Source organism: Paenibacillus agilis (genome assembly GCF_007786455.1).
In the GTDB taxonomy this organism is placed as follows: domain Bacteria; phylum Bacillota; class Bacilli; order Paenibacillales; family Paenibacillaceae; genus Paenibacillus_B; species Paenibacillus_B agilis.
Window position 1 is genome coordinate 958,389 of record NZ_VNJK01000001.1, and the last position, 16,193, is coordinate 974,581.

15 protein-coding genes are annotated in these 16,193 nt (G+C 46.1%); 7 read left to right on the forward strand and 8 right to left on the reverse strand.

Annotation, left to right across the window (positions count from 1 at the left end):
• Window positions 1-6: 6 nt before the first annotated feature.
• The 4 genes from FPZ44_RS04100 to FPZ44_RS04115 are packed head-to-tail and all read right to left on the reverse strand — an operon-like array spanning window position 7 to window position 5,029.
• The gene (locus tag FPZ44_RS04100; RefSeq protein ID WP_144987660.1) at window positions 7-1,116 is read right to left on the reverse strand and encodes a YheC/YheD family endospore coat-associated protein; all 1,110 of its coding nucleotides are present in this window, start codon (window positions 1,114-1,116) and stop codon (window positions 7-9) included.
• On the reverse strand, window positions 1,113-2,489 hold the full coding sequence (locus tag FPZ44_RS04105) for a YheC/YheD family endospore coat-associated protein (protein WP_144987662.1): 1,377 nt from the start codon (window positions 2,487-2,489) through the stop codon (window positions 1,113-1,115). Before FPZ44_RS04105 ends, FPZ44_RS04100 begins: the two co-directional genes overlap by 4 nt.
• Window positions 2,486-3,634 carry a YheC/YheD family endospore coat-associated protein gene (locus tag FPZ44_RS04110; protein WP_186785907.1) on the reverse strand — a complete coding sequence of 383 codons (1,149 nt, stop codon included), beginning with the start codon at window positions 3,632-3,634 and terminating at the stop codon, window positions 2,486-2,488. Before FPZ44_RS04110 ends, FPZ44_RS04105 begins: the two co-directional genes overlap by 4 nt.
• A gap of 24 nt (window positions 3,635-3,658) precedes the next feature.
• Window positions 3,659-5,029 (reverse strand): YheC/YheD family endospore coat-associated protein, encoded by a 1,371-nt coding sequence (locus tag FPZ44_RS04115; RefSeq protein ID WP_144987666.1) that lies wholly within the window; start codon window positions 5,027-5,029, stop codon window positions 3,659-3,661.
• A gap of 145 nt (window positions 5,030-5,174) precedes the next feature.
• Here FPZ44_RS04115 and FPZ44_RS04120 point away from each other — a divergent pair, with 145 nt between their 5' ends.
• The 4 genes from FPZ44_RS04120 (at window position 5,175) to FPZ44_RS04135 (ending at window position 8,954) form a co-directional block, all read left to right on the forward strand.
• Window positions 5,175-6,359 (forward strand): DUF445 family protein, encoded by a 1,185-nt coding sequence (locus FPZ44_RS04120; protein ID WP_144987668.1) that lies wholly within the window; start codon window positions 5,175-5,177, stop codon window positions 6,357-6,359.
• Between the two features lie 162 nt (window positions 6,360-6,521).
• Window positions 6,522-6,872: a YlbF family regulator gene (locus FPZ44_RS04125; protein WP_144987670.1), complete on the forward strand. Its 351-nt coding sequence runs from the start codon at window positions 6,522-6,524 to the stop codon at window positions 6,870-6,872.
• Window positions 6,873-7,063: 191 nt separating this feature from the next.
• Entirely contained in the window at window positions 7,064-7,372 is a 309-nt protein-coding gene (locus FPZ44_RS04130; protein ID WP_261378190.1) for a hypothetical protein, read from the forward strand.
• A gap of 247 nt (window positions 7,373-7,619) precedes the next feature.
• Window positions 7,620-8,954 carry a DRTGG domain-containing protein gene (locus tag FPZ44_RS04135; protein ID WP_144987672.1) on the forward strand — a complete coding sequence of 445 codons (1,335 nt, stop codon included), beginning with the start codon at window positions 7,620-7,622 and terminating at the stop codon, window positions 8,952-8,954.
• A 63-nt stretch (window positions 8,955-9,017) separates the two neighbouring features.
• On the opposite strand, the gene FPZ44_RS04140 is transcribed toward FPZ44_RS04135, so the two are convergent.
• From FPZ44_RS04140 to FPZ44_RS04155, 4 genes are all read right to left on the reverse strand, one after another.
• On the reverse strand, window positions 9,018-9,644 hold the full coding sequence (locus FPZ44_RS04140) for a nitroreductase family protein (protein WP_144987674.1): 627 nt from the start codon (window positions 9,642-9,644) through the stop codon (window positions 9,018-9,020).
• A 156-nt stretch (window positions 9,645-9,800) separates the two neighbouring features.
• Complete coding sequence (locus FPZ44_RS04145; protein WP_144987676.1) at window positions 9,801-10,103, reverse strand: YtpI family protein; 303 nt, start codon at window positions 10,101-10,103, stop codon at window positions 9,801-9,803.
• 82 nt (window positions 10,104-10,185) lie between these two features.
• Window positions 10,186-10,668: a sporulation membrane protein YtrI gene (locus tag FPZ44_RS04150; RefSeq protein ID WP_261378191.1), complete on the reverse strand. Its 483-nt coding sequence runs from the start codon at window positions 10,666-10,668 to the stop codon at window positions 10,186-10,188.
• Window positions 10,669-10,673: 5 nt separating this feature from the next.
• Window positions 10,674-11,000, reverse strand: a complete 327-nt coding sequence (locus FPZ44_RS04155; RefSeq protein ID WP_144987678.1) for a YtrH family sporulation protein — start codon at window positions 10,998-11,000, stop codon at window positions 10,674-10,676.
• Window positions 11,001-11,209: 209 nt separating this feature from the next.
• Between FPZ44_RS04155 and FPZ44_RS04160 the strand changes: the two genes are divergently transcribed.
• The 3 genes from FPZ44_RS04160 (at window position 11,210) to FPZ44_RS04170 (ending at window position 16,078) form a co-directional block, all read left to right on the forward strand.
• Window positions 11,210-15,028 (forward strand): DNA polymerase III subunit alpha, encoded by a 3,819-nt coding sequence (locus FPZ44_RS04160; RefSeq protein ID WP_144987680.1) that lies wholly within the window; start codon window positions 11,210-11,212, stop codon window positions 15,026-15,028.
• A 168-nt stretch (window positions 15,029-15,196) separates the two neighbouring features.
• On the forward strand, window positions 15,197-15,691 hold the full coding sequence (locus FPZ44_RS04165) for a phosphatidylglycerophosphatase A family protein (RefSeq protein WP_144987683.1): 495 nt from the start codon (window positions 15,197-15,199) through the stop codon (window positions 15,689-15,691).
• A gap of 198 nt (window positions 15,692-15,889) precedes the next feature.
• Window positions 15,890-16,078, forward strand: coding sequence for a hypothetical protein (locus FPZ44_RS04170; protein ID WP_028594234.1), 189 nt, complete (start codon window positions 15,890-15,892; stop codon window positions 16,076-16,078).
• Window positions 16,079-16,193: the final 115 nt, after the last annotated feature.

The following is a 16,193-nucleotide window of genomic DNA, read 5'->3' on the forward strand; positions in this document are numbered from 1 at the left end:
ACGTTGTTATCCGCCTGATTTCATTAAAAAAGTACTGTACTGATACACTCGCTCCAAGGAGCGTTTGCGAATATCAGGTTCATCAAATTTCATCGGCTTTGCATTTGCCTCGAAGAACCAGATGCCTCCTGCTGCGTCAACACCTAGATCCATCGACATTTCGCCTAGAGGTTTACCAGCTTCCTGTTCAATCTGCCTAGCGAGGACTAGTGCGGTATTGCGAATGCGCGCCAAAATACGAGCGGAGCCCTGTTCACCGAATAAACTCGTTAGCAATTTTGAGGGGTCTTCAATGCTTCCTCCGCGAGGGACGTGTGTTGTAATGCTTGCGCTGCCTGCTAGACGTGCACCGATACCTGTAATGTCCCAATTTCCTTGTTCCGTTTTTTGAATGAGTGCACGCAGATCGAACGGTCGCTTGTTTATCGAAGCTAACGTAATGCCTTGTTGGACGATATATTTTGCAGAGCCTGCCTGTTTTATAATTCTTGACCATAATTTAGAAATGGAAGTGCAGTTGTAGGAAATATTTTTAGATTTATCTTGAATGCGCAAGCGGTATTTAAACCCGTTGTTTAAATTAAGACGAAGAGTCATGATGCCCATACCTGCTTTTCCTGAGACGGGCTTTAGAAATAAATAGGAGTGATGATGCAGCATTTTATTTAACTGCTCGGCATTCGTAAGTTTTAAGGTGTGAGGGATGTAGGGGCGGGTTGCATTTGACTTGTTAAGCCATTTGTATAGCTTCCATTTATTAAAAAAAGTTGGATTGAACATGCGGATGGTCGGATGCTTCATAATATCTTGCAGTTTCTTTTTGACGGCAGGCTGCATTTCATCTTCCCTTTGCGGGATGCGGTTATATAAGATATGGGGCAGCGGGAACCATTCCTGCCGCCACTCATCCTTATCCGCTACGTAACGGTAACCGATGACTCTTTTTGCTTGCAGCTTCAAATCTTTAATCGTGATGATGTAAGAAGTATAGCCCATTTTTTTTGCAGCTAAGAGCAAATCGGCAAAGTTGCTTCGGTTGCCCCGGAAATAATCCTTATCATCATCGATCGTTAATATAGCAACAACGGGGAGGTTGGGCTGGGATGCACCACTCACATGTTATCCCCCCTGCGGAAATGGCTCAAATATAGGCAGTGATCTAGAATGTGCTCAACAGACGATTGCCCTTCATCGCGAAGAAGAGGGTGGTTAAATATGGAGCGCCCAGGCTTTGAATTGGCCTCAAACATCCATACTTGCTCGTTGCGATCAATGCCGATATCGAATCCAAGCTCACCCAATAAATGAGGGTGGTTGCGTTCAATGGCTTCGGCGAGATCGATAGCTGTCACTTTGGCCTGTTCCAATACTTCTTTTGCTCGAGTTCCAAATGCGCGCTCCAGTGCCTGTTGAGGTGTCATAAGCTGGCCGCCATTTTTTACGTGGGTCGTCACACTGCCTTTTCCAGCTTTCTTAGCTCCGATACCTACTACCACCCAGTTGTTATCTCCATCTTTATGCATATGGAAGCGGAAATCGATTGGGCAGCCATCTATTTCAACTAATCGGACGCCTTGCTGAACAACATAGTCACGAAGATTACGGCCATGACGCGCTTCTAATGTGCGGATGAGGCTGGAGAACTGTTTAAAGCGCAGCAAAATATTTTTGCCACTGGAGGTGTAGCGCGCGAAGTAGCCTTTTTTCGGCAAATAAGTTAAGCGATAAATGCCAATGCCGAGGCTGCCGGCAGTCGGTTTGTAATAAACAAATTGGTGTCGATCCAGCATTTCCTTAATCATTTCTGGGGACGGATTTGTTATCGATTCAGGTACGTGCTGATTGGCCTCCATTTCATCTTCCAGCAGTTCATATACATCTGACTTGTTGAAGAAACTCCAATTAAAGTAAGGAATCTGCTTGCGGTTGAAGCGTTCGCGAAGCTGGCTCATATTCGAAGATATTTCTGCTTTGCGGCTAGGGAGGCGGTTGTATACGACGTCGGGCAAAGGGACGGTTCGTCGAACCCAATTGCCTGCATCGCTTAGAAAATAGGCGTAGACGTTTTCTTTTTGCCAATCGATATCACGCGGAGTAAAGGCGAATACAAATGCTTTTTTATTTCCGGTACGCAATATTTGTTTAATAAAGCCCGTTCTTCCTCCGAAAGGACTTGTGCTCGTGCGATTGGAAGAGTCGCTCATAATGCCGATCAAGGGGCCGATGTGAATACCTCCCTCGAACTCATTAAGAACATATACACTTCCTCCCTTCGGAATACGGAACTGGCTGCGTAGTCCAGCTGTTATATAAAGATGTTTACCGGATTTTTTGATCGGTTTAATGGCAGTAGGTACACTTGTTTTACCGAGACGCAGTCGAATTTGTTTCTTGCCGGATAAGTTCAGCTGCTTAAGCAATGGAGTGGATACGTATAATGTTTTTTCTGGATTTGGCGTTAAATGCACGTTGCACAGCGTCAAACTCATGGACAAACCCTCCTAAGATGTCGGACCATTACATTGCGTGCGTAAAGGATGGGATTTTCTACCGCCAGCCGGATGGCTTTCTCATTTCCGGTTAAGGAGAAGACGGAACGGCCTGGTCTCGAATTGACTTCGAGAAGCCATATACGACCTTTCTGATCGATGCCAAAATCAAGCCCTAACTCAACTAGCCTGCCATAGCAAGATTCAATGGCTGCTGGAATTTGTTTGCTGACGTCTGCAATGGAAGACAACATATTTTCTGCTTGCTTACGGCTAAATTGCTGCTCCAAGTAGGATTCAGCTGGTTCGGCACGCCCGCCTCCGCGTAGATTGGAAGTTAGATGTCCGGTGGAACCTACGCGAGCAGCTGATCCAGTAATTTGCCAATGTCCGCTGCCGTCCTTTTGCATGAGCACGCGTACATCATATGGCTCCTCCTGCTGACTGAGAAGTGTCAGATAAGGTTGGATTACATACTGGCGTCCGTCAATAAATTGATGAACCCACTTAAGAGCATCCATCATCGTGGTAAATGGAGTATGAATGTGTTCATTGTGTTTCGTTCTCCCCGATATCGTAATTGATGCAGGGGACCAAGGGGAGGAAGCAGCGTAAGCAGGGGCTTCGAGATGAAGGACAGATCGTCCATGCTGACCTCCGCTTGGCTTGAGGAAGACCGATCCATCGTGTTGTTCTATGATGCGTAATAAGCTTCTTGGTCCTTGATACGGATAAGTCTTGGGAAGGTAGGTCTTTAAAAAATCGAGGCGAGATAAAGTTCGATACAAATTCCATTTTCCAGGTAGCGGTCTACTGAGCCACTCCACATCGTCACGATACAATCTTTGCAGGCTATTTCGAATATGTTGCTGATCGGCTCGCTCATGATGACTTCGTGAGAGACGGTTGTAGATGAGTTTTGGTAAAGGGAAATGTTGATACTTCCAAGCTCTCTTACTGTACGTATAAGCTTTGACAGTGCGAGATTCCCAATCGATCCCTCCAGCGTGAAACACGATAACAAGAATGCCGTGCTTTTCTCCAGCCATACAGAGTTGACGGCAGAAATGGGGCTCGGTAAAAGGCAGCTCCGCTGTTGATTCTTCTTGCAGTACGCCAAGTGTGTTGTGATTCAGTCTGTTCATCCTATTCATCCTATCGTCCTCTCGTCAAAATCCTGATAAGTAGCGTGCGTACTCTACTACTTTTCGGACAGACGGGCGTATCTTGTTTTCTTGCAGCGGGGTGTTGTCATTTTTGGAAGGCTTGGAATTGACCTCAATGAGCCACACCTTGCCGGAAGTGTCTACAGCAAGGTCAATGCCTAATTCACCAAAGTGAGCAGGAATATGCATATCGATACCTTGTGCGATTTCCAAAGAGGCATTTTTGAGGCGGAGGTATACATCCGTTCGAGAGTTGGGAGCAAGATTGGATTTTGTAACAGCATCCTTTACGGTGGATAGAGTGCCGCCGCGCGCAAGGTTGGAGACAAAATGCTGTGTGCCGGCAGTTCGAGCTACGATTGAGGTGATGGACCACTCATTGGCCGCATTTTTTTGAACAAGCGCTCGAAAATCAACAGGTCGGCCTTCGTTTTCCATAAGCTGCAATCCTTGCTGGATTTGATAGCGATTCGTTTTCATTTTGCCTGTTAAACTGGAGAACAATTTGAGAAGGCTGGGGAAATGCTGCTTTCTCGTTCCGTTTACAGTGGAGTACATCGCATAAAAGCTATTATCTTCTGAACGAGAAATCCTTACAATTCCTTTGCCTAAGCTGCCTCGGGCTGGTTTAAGGAACACTTGGGGATGACGACTGCACATCGTTTTTAAGGTGTTAAAAGATTTGAGGAGGTACGATTCAGGCAAATATTTGGCGACATTTTGATCATGTTTCAAGGCATCGAACACTTCGGTTTTATCGAGGAACTTTTCGTTGAAAATGCTGGATTGGTAACGTTGTTTTACTTCTTTCATGAAATGCTGTACGCTAGGTTTGTTCTCTGTCTTGCGTGATGTGAGTCGATTATTAACGATATTCGGAATGGGCATTTCGGTTTTCATCCAATTCCCGCTGCGGTGGACCCATGCCGTTATGCTGTTTACATGATCCTGGATATGGTCCGGTGTAAAAAAACACACGAAGGCTCCTTGATCTTGACTAGCTTCTACGAGCTCTGTACAGAACGTTGTAATTTGTCCGAATGGTTTCTCAGGTGCGTCTGGTCGATCGCGGCTTATCAAGATACCAATAAGGGGGCCTAGGTTAAGTGTTCGCTCCTGTGGCTTATAAATCGCGCGCAGCTTAATGCCCGAATGCATTCCCATCTTCATGGCTAGCTGTTGGCTGATTCGGATCCCGTCGAAGTGGGGGATGGGAGTGACTGAAATGGGTTGTTTTAGCGAGCCAAAGCGAAGGGTGATTGGCTGTTTGACGGGGATTTTCCATTTTTTCACGTAAGCGTCACCGAGCATAATCGTCTGTTCACGCATAAGTCCTGGACTCATAACTTGGAGCGTTAATTTCAACTTAGACATAAAGGCTCTCCTTCCAACAACAGATGCCGTATGAGTGTGGTAAGCGCTCCGTGCGCATACAGGTGAACCGCAAATGTTAATGTATCATATGAGGACATATTATCCTTGGTGATTGACCTATTTTTTAAAAAAGGAGTGACTTTTCTTGTCAGCCTGGGTATTAATTATTTTTAGCATCGCGGTAGCGGCTATTGTTGGCGGTGTTACCAATCACTTTGCCATCAAAATGTTGTTTCATCCGCGGCGCCCAATCTACATAGGTTCTTGGAAATTGCCCTTCACACCAGGGTTAATTCCAAAACGCAAACAGGATATCGCAGAATCGCTAGGGGAAGTAGTGGCACAGTACTTAGTCACATCAGACGGTCTGCGTTCTGTCTTGGAGAAGCCTGGTATGCAGCAGCAACTGACACAGACATTGACTGCAAGCATAGACAGATTGGCAACTAATCCGAAGACATTGATGGAATGGATGCATCCTGATGCAGGCGAAGAAGAACGTGCTGTACTCATACAGGAGTGGGAACAGAAGTTGCGAATGGTTGCCCAACAAGGGATTGTGCATTTGTGGCAATCAGAGCGTTGGAGTGAACGTTCGCTTCATGAGCTGCTGCCTGGTTTGCAGTCAGAAGTACGCTCGCGTGCTGCTGATAAGGCCACACAAGCATTATTGAATGCGGTAGGCAGCCAACTTCAATCGTTTGAAGGTCAGCGTATGCTGGCGAACATGTTAAGCAAGGTGCTAGATCGTTCGCAAGGATTTTTTGGGACGATGGCTGCAATATTTGTAGATGAAGACAAATTGGTCAGCCGTATGATTCCTTTATTGGCTGAACAGCTAAAGTCGTCTGATGTTCGTCGTACCGTTGCTCGCATCGTAGAACGTAAGCTTGATGAGTGGATGGATAAAACACCAGCTGAATTGGTGCAAGAGCTTAGCGGTGAAACGGGAACGGAAAATGATAAGCCTGAATTGTGGGTGGCCGAGCGTTTGAACGATGTGATACCATTTGCTCACCTTGCTCAGCGACTTGCAGATTTGCGTCCAGCGGATTGGGTGCAGGAATATCGACATGTATGGGAGCCGTTCATACCACGCATCGTTCAGTTTGGAGTGAACAAGCTTGATCAACATCTAGATCAGCTTATAAAGAGCATTGGTTTGGAAGAAGTGGTACGTGCCCAAGTCGAAAAATTCCCGATTGAACGTTTGGAACACATTATACTTAGCGTATCGGGCAAAGAATTTAGAGCTATTACATGGCTAGGTGTATTGCTTGGGGGCATTATTGGCGGAGTACAAGCTTTCATATTACTCGCAGTAGGTTAATTCAAGTGGGTGAAGTTCGACAGATGTCTTGTAATCCAGTAATATAAAATGATGCAAGGTAAAGGAATACAGCTCATTTATACTGCTCTTATGTTTATAGATGCGGAATGGCGATACATCGATGTCGTACATGAGCGTACAGAGAGGAATGTTTGAACGACTATGACAAATGTATATGACAAAGCCCATGATTTGGCGCGGGCTCTTCAGCAATCTGAGGAGGCTGCTGCTGTTGATACAGCGATGAAGGCGATTGCTGCTGAACCAGAAACGAAACAGATGTTTGATAATTTCCGTAAGCGTCAGGTAGAGATGCAGCAACAAATGATGACGGGTGAAATGCCTAATCCAGAAGAAATGGAAGAGATGGAGAAGCTATTCCAAGTTATTAGCATGAACGCTAATATTACTGCATTGTTTGAAGCAGAGCGTCGTCTTTCTCTCGTGATTCAAGATGTAAATAAAATTGTAACAGACTCTTTGAGCTATCTGTATCAATCGGAAGAAGGCTAACCTATTAGGCCATGATAACAGCTCCCCACCGTATAATATTGAAGAGAAAAGCTATGGCTTGCTCTTTCACTTATACATCGTGAGGGGCTGTTTTCTTTTATGCCCTTTGTATCGGTCATAGCGCGTAACTTGTCCGCATAAGATGATAGAGAAGCGGCAGCTTCACTATGAACGATGAGGGATGTGAGTCTATGAACGAGACGCCGATAACCCATAGAAGCAGACGCAGCAGAGGCTCTTGGATATCTGTATTATCAATTGCGGCGGTCATGATCATGTTGTTTATTGCATTGCCTACGATTCCTTTTCGGGAAGGCTGGTCGATGGCTGTCGTCTTCGGCAGTATTTGGTCTTTGTTCGCTTTGCTGATTGTCGGAGCTCATTTGTATCGTTTGCTTCGTGTTGATGAAGAAAAAGAAAATCGAATGCGGCAAGTTCGAGCAGAGCGTTATCGCCAAGTAGAAAAGCGTATCGTTCGTATGTCAGAACGAATGAAATAAATGATTTTGTAATTAGATAAGCTGTAGCGTGCAGCATGTAGAGCCGAAGCGGGTGTAAGCCAGTGTTCGGTTCTTTGTGTTGGTTGTGCTGAAAATAATGATGCAATCTTTTTCTGTGACCAACTATGAGTATTTGGAACAAATATGAGCGTCTGAATAGATAGACAATATATTTGTATAGGTTATCTTTACTGTGTTACACTAACATAACAGATTAATACAGTTCGGGAAGGTTGGGTGTAACAGAATGGACGTTCATGATGCGACCGTAACGAAGCACGAACAACTGCTTCACCATATTGAAGGGCTTAAACCGGGTACTAAAATTTCTGTTCGTAAACTGGCAAAAGAGCTGGGTGTAAGCGAAGGGACGGCGTATCGCGCAGTAAAAGAGGCTGAAAATGTCGGTCTTGTCGTGACAAAAGAACGTATCGGAACGGTGCGAGTAGAGAAGAAGCCGCGTAACCTTTCGGAACAGCTTACATTTGCAGAGGTCGTTGAAATTGTTGAAGGCCATGTGCTGGGCGGAGCACAGGGATTGAACAAAACACTCAATAAATATGCGATCGGAGCGATGAAGCTTGACGCTATGCTTCGTTACATAGATGCTGGCAGCTTGCTTATTGTTGGTAATCGGGAAAATGCGCATAAAAGTGCTTTGCAGCATGGTGCGGGAGTTCTGATCACAGGTGGCTTTACGACAAGTCGTGAAGTAAAGCTGCTCGCCGATTCTTTGGATTTGCCTATCATTAATTCCAAGTATGATACCTTTACGGTAGCATCCATGATTAATAGAGCGTTGTTCGATCGCTTAATTAAGAAGAAAATTTTGTTGGTCGAGGATATTGTCGGTTCTAAGTTATCAGTGTCTGTATTGCGGCCATCAAGTACGGTCCGGCAGTTTGAAGAGTTAAGAGAGTCCACAGGCTATAATCGCTTTCCGATTATAGATGAGTGGAATCGAGTAGCCGGTATGATTACGATTAAGGATGTAGAATACGCGGACAAAGATCAGGCAATCGACAAACTGTACACCAGAAATCCAATAACAGTTACCATGAACACAACGCTTGCTTCAGCAGCACATACAATGGTGTGGGAAGGGATTGAGCTGTTGCCTGTTGTGGATCGCAGTCGCAAGCTGTTGGCTGTCATAACGAGACAGGATGTGCTTAATGCGATGCGGGATGTTCCGAATGAACCTCAGTTAGGAGAGACGTTCGACGATTTGATATGGAACGGATTCAGTGAGATGAGGGACGAAGAAGGACGCATCTACTTTCAGGGAGTTATCACGCCGCAGATGGTAAATAGCTTCGGTGTTGTATCGGAAGGAATTATGACATCTCTGCTTACAAACGGGGCTCTTCGTGCGGCAAAGGATGCGAGACAGCATGATCATATTATGGAAAATATGACGACTTATTTCGTACGCCCGGTTCAAATTGAAGACATTGTAAGGCTTGTCCCTAGGTTCATTGAAATGGGCCGCAAAGTTTGTAAATTGGAAATTGAAATGAAAAAAGGCGACCAGCTTGTCGCTAAAGTGATGATGACGGTTCAATCGATTGACCATAATTAATACAATCAGCCCCCTATTCTCGTAAGTGAGTAGGGGGCTTGCGTTTTAATTTGGTTGGTATGTCTATAGGGAGTTATACTTTACAAACTCGCCAATAGGTCTGCGGTAGCCACGCGGACGACTGCTCTTTTTATCTTCTTTGCCGATGGAGATAAGCATGACAGGTACTAGATGTTCAGGGATGTTGAAGTCACGGATAAGTGCTTCTGGATCAAAGCCAACCATCGGGCAAGTGTCCCAGCCTTTATCTTTAGCAATGAGCATGAACTGCATAGCGGAGATGCTTGCATTTCGAATGGCATCTTCACGTTTAAAGGTTTCTCCTCTTTTCTCATACGATTCGATCGTATCTGCTACGGTCATATCAAATTGCTGCTTATTCAACATGCCTAGATGAAGCATACCTTCATAGATGCGCGCTGCATCGCGATAAGCATACTTATTTCCTAATACGATGATAGTTGCGGGAGCGGTTTTGATTTTATATTGCTTCTCAGCAGCTACATATACTTGTTCTATTTTATCGGGATCCGTTATAACGAGATATTCAGTTGGCTGTAGGTTGAAACTGGAAGGTGCATATTTGACCAAAGAAAATATGTCATTTAGTTCTGACTCGGTAATTTTGATGTCAGGTAAAAATTTATTAGCAGAGCGGCGTGCGGTTACGATTTCCTCAAATGATTTCATAATACATGCTCCTTTATATATGTATGTTCAATTAATTAATATAATTATATCACAAACTTACAAAATGTAAGTAAAAATAATTACCGATTTTATGAACATGATGCAATACGAAAAAGACCGTTAAGGGATGCTTAACGGTCTAAACATACATATGAATTAGTTGGATTGCTGCAGCCGCGCAAAATAGCTGTGATTGCGCAGTCCTGCGACCAGATTGAATACCCCTATTGCGAGTAAAATACCACCGAATACAATTCGTAGTGTTCCTGTTGTCGGGAACATCGTCATCTGGATGATAGAAATAAATATTAGCATGAACCCCATGCAAATATTTGTACGAGCGGCGAAAAGTCCTCGTTTAACTTGGTCTTGAGAGCGGCGGGAGCGAATGCTGTAAACAAGAGAAAGCAAGGATGTTGCACAAATAAGCACGAGTAAGGTAATTTGGATTGCGTACATGCTAGTGATACGCTCCTTCCTGCTAATAGGTAACATGCTTATTTTACCATATGATAGTTGTGTGCGATACAGTTCGATATCATTAGCCTGGGGAGGGAAGTTCTGCTTTCACATCTACCCATACATGCAGTACTCCTTCTGTGACCAGCATTGTCCGCAACGTAACAACATAGTTTTGATGATGTACATTTGTGTACAGCTTCCGTGTTAACAATCCCTCAATGAGCTTAACGTATTCGTCTATTTGATAGACGTTGCGTCCTTTCAGTCCGTCCAAGTCTTTGAGCAGTCGCTTGCGCAGTTCGGTTTCATCGGAAGGCGACATTTTCTCTTCAGCAGACTCATAAATGTGCATCGTTATGCTCTTAATTACGGTAGAGCGATTTTTATATTTCAATAAGGCTTCCGCTTCTGCTTTATAGTGAGCGAGGCGGTCTTGAAGGTCTAGATTGCGCATTATGAGTTCATCGATTTGATGCAAAAATATACCGTGATATACCGCAGCGCCTGTGATTGCGCCCACGATAAATAAAGCTGCTCCTTGAAATAACCGCTGCAGCCGCACTAGCCTCACCCCCTGGCCCTGCATATCCATTGAATGAGTTCAGTGCCCATATGTGCGCCTAGGAAAGACACTAAAATAAACATAAGCTGTTTGAATACAGGGTATAAATTGCCCACCCAAAAATTAGTTTCTATGACGCGGAGCGGATCAATGGTACCGCCAACAGCTGCGACGATCGCCCATATTTTCAAGTGCTCGCTGACTTGCCTCATCGTATCGATTGGAGATTGCAGTGCGATTACACTAGCGATGCCTGCTAATAGGGAGCCGCCGATAACAACGCCTAGTGCAATAGCAAAATCGATTATAGCTTTGGACATAAATGGGCTCATTTTGTAATCGTCCTCTCGAACGGATTGGAAGTCGAAGTAATACGCGCCATCCCAATAGTCAGGCGGACAACCTCTTACTACATATATAGAACTTTGGCGGAAAAATATGATACAATGAAGAACGAAAGTATGTTCGGTTGCACCTTAATGAAATGAATGGAATCAGCATATATAGATTGCATCTTTGAAATGAAATGGAGTGAAAAGGCATGGAACAGTTCGTGCATTTACATGTACACAGCGAATATAGTCTGCTAGATGGGGCAGCCCGTATTGACGCATTGGCGAAGCGAGCGGCCGACTATGGTATGAAGGCGCTGGCGCTCACTGATCATGGTGTCATGTACGGCACGATCGCCTTCTATAAGGCATGCCGCAAGCATGGAGTCAAGCCGATTATCGGCATGGAGGCATATGTCACCGCAGGCACGATGTCGGATCGTGGAACACGTAAGGAACAGCCGATTTATCATTTGATTTTGTTGGCGAAAAATAACGAAGGTTATCGCAATTTGATGCGCATGTGCAGTATCGGTCATTTGGAAGGCTTCCATTATAAGCCGCGGATCGATAAAGAAACGATGCGCCGCTATTCCGAAGGTGTTATCGCTTTAAGCGCTTGCTTAGGCGGAGAAGTGGCACAGCATGTGCTGCATGATCGAATAGATGAAGCTCGTGAAGTTGCGATGACTTATCGAGATATATTTAAGGATGGCTTCTACTTGGAGCTGCAAGATCATGGGCTTCCTGAGCAGAAGAAGGTCAATATCGGTCTTATTGCTCTTGGTGAAGAGTTAGGCATTCCGTTAGTTGCCACGAATGATGTTCATTATATGGAGCAATCGGATGCGGCTGTTCAAGATGTGCTTATTTGTATCGGTACAGGAAAGACGGTAGAAGAGAAGGCTCGATTACGCTTTTCAAGCGATCAAATGTATATGAAATCTGGAGCAGATATGATGAAGCTGTTCCCTCATGTCCCGCAATCAATCACGAATACGGCTGCTATTGCGGAACAGTGTAATGTTGAGATTGAGCTTGGCGTACATGTGCTTCCGGAATTTAGTCCGATCCCAAGCGGGATGACGGCTGCTTCTTATTTGGCAGAATTATGCCAATCGGGATTGAACGCTCGATATGAGCATTTGCCAGAGTGGAATGATGAGTCGTTCCGGCTTGAAGCACAGGAACGACTTTCCTATGAATTGAAGACAATCGAAGCGATGGGCTTCTCTGATTATTTCCTTATCGTTTGGGATTTCATTCGCTTTGCGCATGAGCAAGGCATTATGACGGGGCCTGGACGTGGATCTTCAGCTGGAAGTTTAGTTGCTTATACGCTGCGGATTACGAATGTAGATCCGTTGAAATACAAGCTGTTGTTTGAGCGCTTTTTGAATCCTGAGCGTATTACGATGCCTGATATTGATATCGATTTCAATGATGAGCGTCGTGATGAAGTTATTGCATATGTGGCAGAGAAATACGGGCGAGATCATGTGGCTCAAATTATTACATTCGGTACGATGGCCGCTAGAGCTGCTGTACGCGATGTCGGTCGTGTGTTGGATGTCCCGTATCACGAGACAGATAAGACCGCTAAGCTGATTCCATCAGCAGTGGGCATGACGCTGGACAAGGCGTTGTCGCTTAGCAATGAATTGCGGGAGTGGCGTGATAAGGAAACACGTATTGATGACCTTATCAGTATGGCGCTAAAAGTGGAGGGGATGCCTCGTCATTCCTCTACCCATGCTGCTGGTGTTATTATCGGCCCTGAACCGCTAACGAATTACGTGCCGCTTCAGGAAGGAACAGAGAGCGTACCGCTGACACAGTTCTCTATGGAACATCTAGAAGCTATCGGATTATTGAAGATGGATTTCCTAGGTTTGCGAACGTTGTCGATTATTGAACGCACATTGAATTGGATCAAGGCGAAGACCGGAGAGAGTCTTGATTTGAATCGTGTCGATGATGAAGATACGAAGACGTATGAATTGCTTGGGAGAGGCGAGACGACAGGGCTGTTTCAGTTAGAATCAGCTGGAGTACGGCGTGTGCTGCGAGATTTGAAGCCATCTGCATTTGAAGATATCGTATCTGTATTGGCGTTGTATCGACCTGGTCCGATGGAGTTTATTCCGAATTTTATTTTGAGTAAGCATGGCAAACAGCCTGTACAGTATCCTCATCCTGATCTTGAGCCTATTTTACAGGATACGTATGGAATTATTGTATACCAAGAGCAGATTATGCACATCGCCTCGAAGATGGCAGGCTTCTCCTTGGGAGAAGCGGATTTGCTTCGCAGAGCGGTTTCGAAGAAGAAGCGAGAGGTGCTTGATCAGGAGCGAGAGCACTTCGTAAAAGGAAGCTTAGCGTTAGGTTATACGTTGGAAGATGCGAATCATGTTTATGATATGATTGTACGATTTGCGGATTATGGTTTCCCGCGTGCCCATGCGGCTGCATATGGCGTGTTGGCATTCCAGACGGCCTATTTGAAAGCCCACTATCCAACTGAGTTTATGGCATCGATGTTAACGGCTCAGATGGGCAATCACCGTAAAGTTGCTGAATATATCGAAGATTGTCGCCGCACACAGCTAGAGGTGCTTCCACCTGATATTAATGAGAGCGAAGTGACATTTACACCTGTAGACGGTGCCATTCGTTTTGGATTAGCAGCTATTAAAAATGTGGGTACACAGGCGATCGAAAGCATTATACGGGAGCGCCGCAACCAGCCCTATGAGGATTTGCAAGACTTCTGTCGTCGCGTTGATTTGCGTGTGTGCAATCGTCGTGTTGTTGAATCGTTGATTCAAGCGGGAGCAATGGATTCACTGCCCGGGCATCGGGCTCAATTGTTGGCCGTACTCGATGAGATGCTCGAATCGGCAGTGAAATGGCGAAAGCAGCGTGAAGATTTGCAAATTCAAATGTTTGACTTTGTAGAAGTCAACAACAGGCAGATTGATTATCCGGATATTCAGCCGTTCACGATGAGTCAGCAGCTGGAACTAGAGCGGGAATTGCTTGGTCTTTATTTGTCCGGACATCCGCTTGATGAATATGTAGAGTTGTTGCAGGGAGCCGATGCGGATCGCATCGTGGATCTGCATGACACGCCTGATGAGAGTGAATGCGTCGTCGTCGGCATGATTGTATCGGAACGAAGCATTATGACGAAAAAGGGCAAGCCGATGGCGTTTATTGAGCTTGAGGATCGAATCGAGCGCGTAGAGGTCGTGTTGTTCCCTGAAGTATGGAGGCGTGCTCAGCCGCTTGTTTCGAAGGGGGCTTTAATCGCGGTACGTGCCAAAGTCCAGCAGCAGGACGAAGGTTTCAAGCTGCTGGCGCATGATGTTGCGCCGCTGGATTTGAACGCTGTCGCGCAGTTGGCGCGACGTGCGCGGCAGCAGCGCTCAGCAGCTGCCTCTGGCGGCCGCGATGCTGCGGGCCGCAGCGGCGGCACAGAGCGCGCCCGCGCACAGGCGCCAAGCGGCGCAAGTGCAGGCCAAGCCGCTCCGCCAGCAGCGGCTAACGCCGCCGGGGCTGCGCGAACTGCGCCGGCCGCTGGCTCGCCAGCTGGGCATGGCGCTTCCGCTCAAGCGGCGGGCGGGCGAGCAGCGCATGGCGAAGCTTTCGCCCGTGCCACAGGCGAGCACAGCGCCAATGGCGTCGCTGCTCGCGAAGGCGCGGAGCCTGCCCCGCGAGAGGCGGGCAGCTCGCATGCCGCAGGCACGGCCTCGCGCACAGACGCGCACGCCGCAGGCACGTCACGCGCCAAGCAGAGCCAGCGTGTGTACATTAAGATCACGGCCGAATGCGAACGGCCAGAGCTCTTGAATGAGCTGAAGTCGCTCATTCAAGAGCACCATGGCACGCTGCCGACCGTGCTCTTCTACGAGCGCGAGCAGCAGCTTCGCGCTCTTAGCGGAAGCTACACGCTGAAGCCTTCGCCGCAGCTGTTTAAGCGTATCGAAAGCTTATTCGGAGAAGGTAGCGTACGCGTCAAGTAATAACGGCCTGAAACGCTACAAGTATTTACTGAAATGTAATTGTCTTACTTATCGTAGTCGATTGAATTTTGTATAAGGCACTCACCATTTTTTACTATCCGGCATATATTGTCTTTACACCTTGTGTAGAGACAAGGCTGCGGGATCGTGAGACAGGGGGAGTGCCTTTTGAATTATACAATGGCGGTATCATGGTTGGAACAGCGTGGAGTGAAGCTTGAAGCGATAGCAGAAATCGTATACAAGCTGCAAAAGCCTTACAATGCATTGCTAGAATTGGAGCAGTGCCTCGATAGTGTGAAGTCGGTATTGCAGAAACGTGAAGTACAATATACGCTGATGACAGGCATAGCCATGGATATGATGGCAGAGCGCAAACAATGGCCGGAGCCGCTGCAATCCATGCTGGAAGCGGATGAGTCTCTGTATGGAGTAGATGAGACACTGGCACTCGGGATCACGAGCATGTTTGGTATGATAGGTCTGACAAGCTTTGGATACTTGGACAAAAATAAGCTAGGGATACTCGGGCAGTTGAATAATGATCATAGCGGTATCCATGTGTTTCTTGATGATTTGGTAGCTGGCCTCGCGGCGGCAGCATCTGCTCGGATTGCACATCAAGATCCGAACGCTATCAAGTATGATAAAGTAGATTCATAATTTATTCTGATCGTGTGACAGTCATCATTGACATTTGCTTATACCGCACCGTTTTGCGAAAATCTACGAGCCTAATAACTGGAATATTGTGTAGATTCTATAGCATCGAGGGCTCGATTTTGTTGCTATGAAAAAGGCACTATGTTATCATAGGTGCATTAATGACCATGCAACAAACGTGAGGAGGTACTCACGCGAATGTGGACAGTTATCTACATCGCTCCGACAGCTAAAATTGCTGAAAGAATTAACAACAGATTGACGGAGGAAGGATTTCTTGTACAAGTCCGCCCTGTCCATATGTCTAAACAACAATTCGAAGTGCTCGTACCTTCCGGTGAAGTGGAAGAAGTGCAAGAAGTGCTCAACTCTATTTTGCACGCATAATACGGCTGCTTGACGAACGTCATTGTTGTTGAGACAGCCGCTTTTTGTTGCCTACAATCGGGCGCATTCGTTCGGTGGACAAGCCCCAGTGGATGTTGTTTACATGCAGCGTAAA

What these genes read in the sequence shown, in the direction of transcription:
- FPZ44_RS04105 (WP_144987662.1), bottom strand. Translation starts at nt 2,489, where the DNA reads ATGAGTTTGACGCTGTGCAACGTGCATTTAACGCCAAATCCAGAAAAA.
- FPZ44_RS04110 (WP_186785907.1), bottom strand. Translation starts at nt 3,634, where the DNA reads ATGAACAGACTGAATCACAACACACTTGGCGTACTGCAAGAAGAATCA.
- FPZ44_RS04115 (WP_144987666.1), bottom strand. Translation starts at nt 5,029, where the DNA reads ATGTCTAAGTTGAAATTAACGCTCCAAGTTATGAGTCCAGGACTTATG.
- FPZ44_RS04125 (WP_144987670.1), top strand. Translation starts at nt 6,522, where the DNA reads ATGACAAATGTATATGACAAAGCCCATGATTTGGCGCGGGCTCTTCAG.
- FPZ44_RS04130 (WP_261378190.1), top strand. Translation starts at nt 7,064, where the DNA reads ATGAACGAGACGCCGATAACCCATAGAAGCAGACGCAGCAGAGGCTCT.
- FPZ44_RS04135 (WP_144987672.1), top strand. Translation starts at nt 7,620, where the DNA reads ATGGACGTTCATGATGCGACCGTAACGAAGCACGAACAACTGCTTCAC.
- FPZ44_RS04140 (WP_144987674.1), bottom strand. Translation starts at nt 9,644, where the DNA reads ATGAAATCATTTGAGGAAATCGTAACCGCACGCCGCTCTGCTAATAAA.
- FPZ44_RS04145 (WP_144987676.1), bottom strand. Translation starts at nt 10,103, where the DNA reads ATGTACGCAATCCAAATTACCTTACTCGTGCTTATTTGTGCAACATCC.
- FPZ44_RS04155 (WP_144987678.1), bottom strand. Translation starts at nt 11,000, where the DNA reads ATGAGCCCATTTATGTCCAAAGCTATAATCGATTTTGCTATTGCACTA.
- FPZ44_RS04160 (WP_144987680.1), top strand. Translation starts at nt 11,210, where the DNA reads ATGGAACAGTTCGTGCATTTACATGTACACAGCGAATATAGTCTGCTA.
- FPZ44_RS04170 (WP_028594234.1), top strand. Translation starts at nt 15,890, where the DNA reads ATGTGGACAGTTATCTACATCGCTCCGACAGCTAAAATTGCTGAAAGA.